This is a genomic window from Oscillatoria salina IIICB1 (assembly GCF_020144665.1).
Taxonomy (GTDB): Bacteria; Cyanobacteriota; Cyanobacteriia; order Cyanobacteriales; family SIO1D9; genus IIICB1.
Window position 1 is genome coordinate 1 of record NZ_JAAHBQ010000062.1, and the last position, 9,108, is coordinate 9,108.

Below are 9,108 nucleotides of genomic sequence, written 5' to 3' on the forward strand. Positions count from 1 at the left end.
ATTATCTCATAATTCTCCCTTGTCTCCCCCCTCTTTCCCAGTCCCCAATCCCCAATCCCCAGTCCCCAATCCCCAGTCCCCACTCCCCAGTCCCCAGTCCCTAATCACCTATTCCTAGCTTGTTTGACCATTTCAATTAAGGTATGATGGGCATCTTCAGCATCTTTGAGCCGATGGTCGAATTCGATGCGAATTGGTATGGTTTTGCTATCTTCGGTAGCAGTTAAATTCATTCCTTCGGGGTCGATTGATTCCATTTTTGCAGTTTCGATATTTGGCGATTTGCCGAAGGTTTTGGCGTAAAGTGCGATCGCGTCAGGGTGATCTTCGTTCATGTGTTTGCAAATGCGATCGCCGATCTGTGGAGTGATTGGTTCGGACATTTTTGTTTTGCTATTGCTAATATTCTCGACTACAGAATGCTACCACTTCTTGAAGAGCTGAGGTTTGCTGGGGATAAATAATTTTTGGTCTTTCGATTACAATTAATTTAATGCCTAGTTCGGTGGCGATAATTCGCTTGGTGTTTTCTCCTCCAGCTTGTCCCGATGCTTTGGTTACAACTAGGGAAATGTTCCATTGCTGCCACAATGCTTGTTCTAATTCGGCACTAATCGGGGGACGTAAAGCAATTAGGCGATCGCTACTGAAACCCGCAGCTAAGGCAACTGCGATCGAGTTGACACTGGGTAAAATTCGCGCAAATAAGCTTGATTTTTCCTGCCAGGGCTGAAATAAAGGTAAATTTTTGTATCCTACTGTCAGCAATACTCTCTCTCCAAACAAATAATCTTCTGCTAATAATGTCTCGAAATTATTTACCTTGACAAAATTATCATTTTGTGGTAATAAATCCAAGGTGGGACGTTCGTAACGAAGATAAGGAAGATTGTAGCGAGCCGCAGCCGCGATCGCGCGAGTCGAGATTTGGGAAGCAAAGGGATGAGAAGCATCAACGATCGCCCGAATCGGTTGAGATTGTAAAAAACGGTGTAAGCGATCGCCAGTCAAACCCCCAACCAAAACCCGTAAAAAAGGCGACTGAGGATAGAGACTTTGCGCCGTAGGAGTTGCCACGGTAATCGTACAAAAAAGCTGTTGGCGAGCGAGAGCAATAGCAATTTCCACACTCTCACTCGTACCTCCAATCAGCCAAATTTGTTTTTTTTGACTAGTCAAAAAAGCTCACCAAAACTAACCTTTAAGAGCCTTTTGAAAATTCTGGCGATAAGACTTATTAGCAATCAGTAAAATAGGCCACAAAGAAGCCAAAACAATCCGGTTGCCTAAACTAGGGTCAAAATTAGTTCTTCTAAACCCCTTCCAAAACTTCCAAGCTCCACCACCATAAATAACAGCCAGTAAAACACCAACTAAAAATCCCATGCAATTTACCCCCAATAAATTTTTGCGCTTGAAATTCACAAACAGTAATTGAGAATGTAGACTTCTCCTTCAATTTTAATCTAACTTATTTTCCCTAACTATTATCGTAAAAACACCAATACAATCAGAGCCTCAATTAAAAATAGCTAATGGTAAAATTGAGTTAGAGAACTGATTTTGCAGAAACTACAATCACTCGCCAAGGCAAAATTGCCCAGCGATCGCCCTCGAATAAATGACCGACAGTAGAGACTTTCACCTATCATTTGCCACTAGCACCAAAATCCTAGCTATTTATTAATCAAGCTTATATCAAGTAAAATAACCCCCAACTACAATTTTAGAACCAAAATTTAATCGATTTTCACAAAAGGATCGAAGACAAAGAGAATATAAACATAAGGGGAAAATCAAATTCAAGCTCCCCAATGACTAAACCAAGAGGCGAGGAGGAATTATGCGAGCAGTGCTGATGGCTGGTGGATCTGGAACCAGGCTGCGTCCCCTAACCTGCGATCTTCCCAAACCAATGGTTCCGGTTCTCAACCGACCGATCGCAGAACACATTATCAACTTACTCAGACGAAATCAGATCGCCGAAATAATTGCCACACTACACTATCTCCCAGACGTGATGCGAGAATACTTCCAGGATGGTAGTGATTTCGGGGTTGAAATTACCTACGCTGTCGAGGAAGATCAGCCGTTGGGGACTTCTGGCTGCGTCAAAAATATCGCCGAACTACTCGATGACACTTTTCTGGTTATTAGCGGCGACAGTCTTACCGACTTCGATCTCCAAGCCGCAGTAGCCTTTCACAAAGAAAAAAAATCAAAAGCCACCCTAGTCCTCAAACGAGTTCCCAATCCGATCGAATTTGGCGTAGTAATTACCGATCGAGAAAATCGCATTCGTCGCTTTTTGGAAAAACCTTCTAGCAGTGAAATTTTTTCCGATACAGTCAATACAGGCACTTACATCCTCGAACCGGAAGTCTTAGACTACCTACCTTTTAACGAAGAATCCGATTTTTCCAAAGACTTATTTCCTTTACTACTGGAAAAAGAACAACCCATGTACGGCTACATTGCCGAGGGTTATTGGTGTGATATCGGTCATTTGGATGCTTATCGGGAAGCACATTACGATAGTTTACACGGTAAAGTAAAAATCCAGTTACCTTATCAAGAAAAATTTCCCGGAGTTTGGGTGGGACAAAATACTTATATCGATTCCACTGCCAAAATTGAAAAACCAGTAATCATTGGTAGTAATTGTCGTATCGGTCAGCGAGTTCACATTGAATCGGGAACCGTAATTGGCGATAACGTGACCGTTGGTGCAGATGCCGACTTGAAACGTCCGATTATCTGGAATGGGGCAATTATTGGCGAAGAAGCTCATCTGAGAGCTTGTATCATTGCTAGAGGTACTCGCGTAGACCGTCGCGCTCATATCTTAGAAGGAGCAGTGGTAGGCGCTCTTTCCAGCGTCGGCGAAGAAGCACAAATCAGTCCCAATGTCCGAGTTTGGCCCCGGAAAAAGATTGAGTCGGGAGCAATTTTAAATATTAACTTGATTTGGGGTAATACCGCTCAACGCAATCTTTTCAGTCAGCAAGGCGTGACGGGACTGGCAAATATTGATATTACACCCGAATTTGCGGTCAAGTTAGGAGCAGCTTATGGCTCGATTTTAAAACCTGGTTCGATGGTGGCTGTTTCTCGCGACCAACGAAGTATTTCTCGCATGGTCAGTCGTTCTTTAATTGCTGGTTTGATGTCGGCGGGAGTTGATGTCCAAAATCTCGAAGCAACTGCTATTCCAGTGGCGCGTACAGTTATCCCCACAATGTCGGTGAAAGGCTGTATTCACGTACGCTTACACCCCGATCGCCCGGATTACATTTTAATTGAATTTCTGGATGCCAAGGGTATTAATATCTCGAAATCCAAAGAAAAGAAAATTGAAGGTGCTTATTTTAAGGAAGATTTACGGCGAGTCCAAATTGCCGAAATTGGGAATGTGGTTTATGCTTCTCAAGTTTTGGATTTGTATAGTAAAAGCTTTGAAAAACACCTGAATGTGGAAGCGGTGCGTAATAGTCACGCGAAAGTGGTGATTGATTATGTTTATGCTGTCTCTGGGGCGATTTTACCTCGCTTGTTGGCGAAGTTTGGTTGCGATGCGGTGGTGCTGAATGCCAGTTTGAATCAAACGGCAGTTTCTAATGAGGAACGAGAAACTTTACTTTATCAGTTGGGGCAGGTGGTGGAAGCTCTCAAAGCTAATATGGGAGTGCAAGTTTCAGCAAATGGCGAGCAACTGATTTTGGTTGATGAGTCTGGTTTATCGATTCGGGGCGAACAGTTGACGGCGCTGATGGTCAATATGATGATGACGGCACATCCTCGCAGTACTGTAGTTGTCCCCGTTCATGCTTCTAGTGCGGTGGAACAAATTGCGCGACGACATGATGGGAGAGTGATTCGCACTAAGGCAACGCCGACGGCATTGATGGAGGCATCTCAGGAAAATATTAATGTAGTTTTGGGGGGAAGTGGGGAGAGTGGTTTCATTTTTCCCAGGTTACATCCTGGTTTTGATGGAATGTTCTGTATTGCTAAACTGATTGAGATGCTGACAGTGCAAGAGCGATCGCTGGCTCAAATTCGCGCGGAACTTCCTCGTATTTGCCATAAATCTTACACGATGCGCTGTCCTTGGACTGTTAAAGGAGCTTTGATGCGCTATCTGGTGGAAACTCATCCTACTGATAATTTGGAATTGATTGATGGTGTGAAGATTGTTAATCCTCAAAATGATAATTGGATTTTAGTTCTTCCTGATGCTGGTGAATCTTTGGTTCATATTTTTGCTAATAGTGAGGATCGCGAGTGGGTTGATAGTGCAATTCAAGAATATCGCTATCGGGTTCAGGAGTTTATCGAACAAGAAGAAGGTATCGAAACTATTGGTATCTAAACCTGATTCGCTCTTCACTACACAGTTTAGTCTTTTTGTCAAGAAAATTGCTGACTTTTTCAGGTTAAGCGACCTGATAGTACAATAGTTCTAAATAGGAAAAGAAGATAGATCGATGAATAGTTGCATTTTAATGGTCAAAATCGTTGAAAACCCCCAACTGCGGACAACACAGGACGAGAAAACTGTAGCTGATATGTGGGTGGAGTTTGAGAACGGAAAACCAGAGGAGCCACCAGCGAGAATTAGAGTAGTGGGTTGGGGAAATACCGCCGCCGAAATCCAAGCAAATTATCAAACAGGCGATCGCGCGATCGTTGTTGGTCGTTTGAAAATGAATGTTTTTGAACGAGAAGGAACGAAAGAAAAAAGAGCGGAGTTGATTGCTTCGCGGCTACATAAGCTTGACGGGACAATTCCCACGACAATTACAACTACGACAACTGCGACTAGCGCTTCTCCCTCAATTTCATCCCGTCCCAACAATGTCGTCAATCTGGATACGAAAAAGAAATCTCCCGAACCAGATTATCTCGACTATGAGGAAGCTGATTCAGGAACGAATCCCTCTACTCCAGTCTCGGAACCAGCATTGTCTCAAGCAAAAATTGCTCCTACACCAGTCCCCGATGAAGATTTAGACGAAATCCCTTTCTAGGTTAATTCTCGCCAATTATCCAATTAACTATTGCTACGGGAAACTCACCAATCTCGCTATTTCTCGCTGAGTTGGTGAGTTTGATTTTACTTCGGTAGCAACAACATCTCCAAGTCTTTTCAATCTTCGTCTTGGTGCAAACTTAACTCGAACTTTTCCTTTTCCTGCTCAAATTTCTCCTTTTCCAGTTTGAGATTTTCTTCTAACTGCTGAATTTGTTCTTGACGAGTTTCTATTTCCAAATTCCGGCGAGTCAATTCTTGACTTTGTTGAGTCAAATCTTGTCGCCATTGTTCTACTCTTGCTTCTTCTTGTTCGAGAAATTCAGGTGTCAGTAGTTCTCTACTGAGATACTTTTGTACTAACCCAACCAACCAATCTTTAGCTTCTTTAACGCTGATAATTTCGCGATCGCCACTCATTTCTACCAGCACCAACAAACCTTCATGCTGAAAATATTCCTTCGCCAGAGAAACTGTATCGGCTGAAGCAATGGGAATAGCGAGTTTTTCGATAGCAATTGGCGATTGAAAACCTTCTGCTGCGCCTATTTCCCAAAGATTTTCTGCTTCTTTACGGTAGGCAAGCAATTCTAATTCCATTGTGCCGGAAGTGGGATTTTTTTGCACTTGGGCTAGGTGTAACATTACTCGCGATCCAAGAGTGACTTTACTGTAAACGCTGAAGGCGCTCTTCTAAGATATCCGCTTGTTTTTCGGCTTCTGCCAGAGCATCTCTGGCACCTTGTACCACTTCGGCAGGGGCTTTCTGGACAAAACCCTGATTGGACAGACGAGCGGTTAAGGATTGAATTTCGGCTCGTACTTTGCCCAAGTTTTTGTCTAGCTTGGCACGCAAAGATTCTAAATCAACGATACCAGAAAGAGGAATCAATACTTGTACTGTTCCGATAACTGAGGCGATCGCTTGAGATGGTTCTGCGGCTAAACTGGGCGTAATTGTCAGTTTTTCTACTTTACCCAACTCTTTAATATACTCCTGACCTTGCTCTAAAATTTCTCGTTCTTGGAGACTTTCGCTTTGTAAAATGGCTGATACTTTAACTCCTGGCTTAATATCGGCTTCGGCGCGCAAGTTACGAATAGTGCGAATTGTCCCAATTAATAACTCGAATTGTGACTCTAATTCAGTATCGATTAAGACTGATTTCTCAGCCTTAGCGGTTTGAGGAACGGCTGTTAGTGAGGTAACTTTTGCCTCTTCTCTAGTTGGTAAGGAAACTGATAGCTGCTGCTCCTTATTATCTACTGCTTGCTCGATCCAGGAATTAATTTTTGCTTTTAATTCACGACGAGTATTGGGGCGTAGTAAATAGCGATAAGTAAACCACAGTAAGTATCCCATTCCGATCGCGTCGAAGGTATATTCGACAAAAGGAACGCTATTAATCGCATCCAAGGCTGCACCGATCGCTTTGAAGGAAACTAAGCTAATAAACAGTAAGAGAAAAACTAAGATCGGTAGTTTATAGCTCACGTAAAACTCTCGCAAATACTTTGGTGGTTCCGATAAAACCCGAACGGTGGTATCTTTGATTTTCTCCAGAATTACTTGAGTTTCGTGGAAATCGCCGGAAACTACGACAGTATCTTTTGGCTTAGTTGAGCGAGTGGAGAATCTGTCCTTGGTTTCCGGGTAAGCTTGTAAAGCGAGAAACTGGTCAGATTTTTGCACGAGCATCTGCCAAATTTCCTCGGTGATGTGCGGCATAAAAGGATGGAGCAGTTTCAGGATACCATCAAGTAGGTAGGCGAGGTTTTGTTGAGCGACTAAACGGGATTGGGAACTGGAATCATCCCAGAGACGGGATTTAACTAGTTCGATATACCAGTCGCAGAAATCGCCCCAAATAAACTCATATAGCCCTTTGGCTGCTTCTCCTAAGCCGTATTCGTCCAGGTGGGCTCTGGTTTGTTGAGTTACTCGCTCAAATTTGGACAAAATCCAGCGATCGCTCATTTCCAGGTCGCTATAGTTAGCTTTTCCTAGTTGTTCTGGCGTTTTCCCATCCAGATTCAGCATCACGAATCTGGCTGCATTCCAGAGTTTGTTCGCGAAGTTGCGGGATGCTTCGACTGAAACTGACTCGTCTCGATCGCGATCGTATTGTAAGCTTATGTCTTGACCTGCTCCGGCTACTTCTTTAATTAAGGTGTAACGCAAAGCATCTGCACCGTATTTTTCGATTAATTGCAGGGGATTGATGCCATTTCCTGCCGATTTCGACATTTTTTTCCCGTTTTCATCCCTAACCAAACCGTGGATGTAAACGTCTTGGAAGGGCATTTGCTCGGTAAAATGTCCTGCCATCATCGTCATTCGGGCTACCCAAAAGAAGATGATGTCAAAGCCTGTCACCATTGTACTATTTGGGTAGTAGGCTGCTAAATCGGCTGTTTGTTGGGGCCAACCCATTGTCGAAAAGGGCCACAGTCCGGAAGAAAACCAGGTATCTAACACATCTGGGTCTTGTTGCAGCTTGACATTTTCCCCAAATTGTGCTATTGCCTTTTCTTGGGCTTCGGCTTGGTTATGGGCGACGATGAAGGGGGTATCGTCGGTAATTTCGCCATTGGTTTCGCTAACAGCGTACCAAGCGGGAATTTGGTGTCCCCACCACAATTGGCGGGAGATACACCAATCGTTGAGTTTGACCAACCAGTCGCGGTAAACCTTTTTCCAGCGTTCCGGGACGAAGTAGGGCGAGTTTTGTTGGTCGAGGTGTTGTAAAGCTTTTTGGGCGAGAGGTTCAATTTTGACGAACCATTGAGTGGAAAGTAGCGGTTCTACGGGAACTTTACCGCGATCGCTGTAGGGAACGCTATGGCGATAGTCTTCGATTTTGACTAAAAATCCCTCATTTTCCAGGCGTTTGACCACATTTTCGCGGGCGACGAAACGGTCTTGTCCGGCGAAATCTCCTGCATTTTCATTCAAACTGCCGTCTTTATTCAGAATATTAATTGACGGTAAGTTATGACGCTGACCCATTATAAAGTCATTGGGGTCGTGGGCGGGAGTAATTTTCACGCAACCCGTACCGAATTCAGGATCGACCAATTCATCAGCAATAATCGGAATTTCCCGATTCATAATTGGTAGGGCGATCGTTTTGCCGATGAATTGTTGGTAGCGATCGTCGTTAGGGTTAACTGCCACTCCAGTATCGCCTAACATTGTTTCTGGGCGAGTCGTCGCCACTTCCAGATGACCGCTACCGTCACTAAGAGGATAGCGGAAGTACCACAAGTGTCCGTCAACCTCCTCCATTTCCACTTCTAAATCCGAGACGGCTGACTGAGTACCGGGACACCAGTTAACTAAGTAATTACCGCGATAAATTAAACCTTCTTCATAAAGCTGGACAAAAGCTGTTGCTACTGCTTCCGATAAACCTTCATCCAAAGTAAAACGTTGCCGGGACCAATCTGCCGAAAGCCCCAGACGCTGAAGTTGATTGTAAATGCGATCGCCAGATTCTTCTCGTTGCTGCCAAGCCCTGGCTAAAAATTCTTCTCGACCTAAATCGTCACGATTTATACCTTCTTCGCGTAATTGTTTGTCAATCAACGCTTGGACGGCAATACTAGCGTGGTCAGTTCCCGGTAAACAAAGTGTATTCTTACCCAGCATCCGGTGATAGCGAACTAATACATCAATCAGAGACGTATTAAAAGCGTGTCCCATGTGTAAGCTACCCGTCACATTCGGCGGCGGAATCACAATACTGTAGGTTTCGCCACCTGCTTCGGGATTAGCTTGAAACACCTGATTTTCTGCCCAGATTTGTTGCCATTTGGCTTCTGTGGTTCTGGGTTCGTACTGGGTTGGCAAGGAAGTTGATGCGGTCATGAGCGAGGCATATATGTTTTATCTAAGATTGTGCCATACTAGACGATGAGCGCAAAACTAACTAAAGAACGCGAGATCGATTTGAAGGTGCTGGCGCTACTACTACGATCGCTGGTATTGACAAGCTAGTCAAACAAGTAAGGGTGCAGAAAACTTAGATTATAAGTTATTTTCACATCCCCTTAACTATCCAGCAATGATTTTG

General features: G+C 43.9%; 7 protein-coding genes. 2 read left to right on the forward strand and 5 right to left on the reverse strand.

Annotated features, from left to right (window positions below; genetic code table 11):
- Positions 1–104 precede the first annotated feature (104 nt).
- Genes G3T18_RS17940 through G3T18_RS17950 form a run of 3 tightly spaced genes read right to left on the reverse strand, consistent with a single transcriptional unit; the run spans position 105 to position 1,386 of the window.
- Complete coding sequence (locus G3T18_RS17940; protein ID WP_224411955.1) at positions 105–383, reverse strand: DUF2470 domain-containing protein; 279 nt, start codon at positions 381–383, stop codon at positions 105–107.
- Positions 384–399: 16 nt separating this feature from the next.
- The gene (locus G3T18_RS17945) at positions 400–1,179 is read right to left on the reverse strand and encodes a cobalt-precorrin-6A reductase (RefSeq protein WP_224411956.1); all 780 of its coding nucleotides are present in this window, start codon (positions 1,177–1,179) and stop codon (positions 400–402) included.
- Positions 1,180–1,194: 15 nt separating this feature from the next.
- On the reverse strand, positions 1,195–1,386 hold the full coding sequence (locus G3T18_RS17950; RefSeq protein WP_224411957.1) for a hypothetical protein: 192 nt from the start codon (positions 1,384–1,386) through the stop codon (positions 1,195–1,197).
- 457 nt (positions 1,387–1,843) lie between these two features.
- On the opposite strand from G3T18_RS17950, the gene G3T18_RS17955 reads away from it, so the two are divergent.
- Both G3T18_RS17955 and G3T18_RS17960 read left to right on the forward strand, forming a co-directional pair.
- Positions 1,844–4,372: a mannose-1-phosphate guanyltransferase gene (locus G3T18_RS17955; protein ID WP_224411958.1), complete on the forward strand. Its 2,529-nt coding sequence runs from the start codon at positions 1,844–1,846 to the stop codon at positions 4,370–4,372.
- 115 nt (positions 4,373–4,487) lie between these two features.
- On the forward strand, positions 4,488–5,030 hold the full coding sequence (locus tag G3T18_RS17960; protein WP_224411959.1) for a single-stranded DNA-binding protein: 543 nt from the start codon (positions 4,488–4,490) through the stop codon (positions 5,028–5,030).
- Between the two features lie 119 nt (positions 5,031–5,149).
- Here the strand turns inward: G3T18_RS17960 and G3T18_RS17965 are convergent, their stop codons facing one another.
- Together G3T18_RS17965 and G3T18_RS17970 are read right to left on the reverse strand one after the other, a co-directional pair.
- On the reverse strand, positions 5,150–5,677 hold the full coding sequence (locus tag G3T18_RS17965; RefSeq protein ID WP_224411960.1) for a hypothetical protein: 528 nt from the start codon (positions 5,675–5,677) through the stop codon (positions 5,150–5,152).
- Between the two features lie 22 nt (positions 5,678–5,699).
- Positions 5,700–8,903 (reverse strand): valine--tRNA ligase, encoded by a 3,204-nt coding sequence (locus G3T18_RS17970; protein WP_224411961.1) that lies wholly within the window; start codon positions 8,901–8,903, stop codon positions 5,700–5,702.
- Between the last annotated feature and the right edge of the window lie 205 nt (positions 8,904–9,108).

What these genes read in the sequence shown, in the direction of transcription:
- G3T18_RS17955 (WP_224411958.1), top strand. Translation starts at nt 1,844, where the DNA reads ATGCGAGCAGTGCTGATGGCTGGTGGATCTGGAACCAGGCTGCGTCCC.
- G3T18_RS17970 (WP_224411961.1), bottom strand. Translation starts at nt 8,903, where the DNA reads ATGACCGCATCAACTTCCTTGCCAACCCAGTACGAACCCAGAACCACA.
- G3T18_RS17940 (WP_224411955.1), bottom strand. Translation starts at nt 383, where the DNA reads ATGTCCGAACCAATCACTCCACAGATCGGCGATCGCATTTGCAAACAC.
- G3T18_RS17965 (WP_224411960.1), bottom strand. Translation starts at nt 5,677, where the DNA reads ATGTTACACCTAGCCCAAGTGCAAAAAAATCCCACTTCCGGCACAATG.
- G3T18_RS17960 (WP_224411959.1), top strand. Translation starts at nt 4,488, where the DNA reads ATGAATAGTTGCATTTTAATGGTCAAAATCGTTGAAAACCCCCAACTG.
- G3T18_RS17950 (WP_224411957.1), bottom strand. Translation starts at nt 1,386, where the DNA reads ATGGGATTTTTAGTTGGTGTTTTACTGGCTGTTATTTATGGTGGTGGA.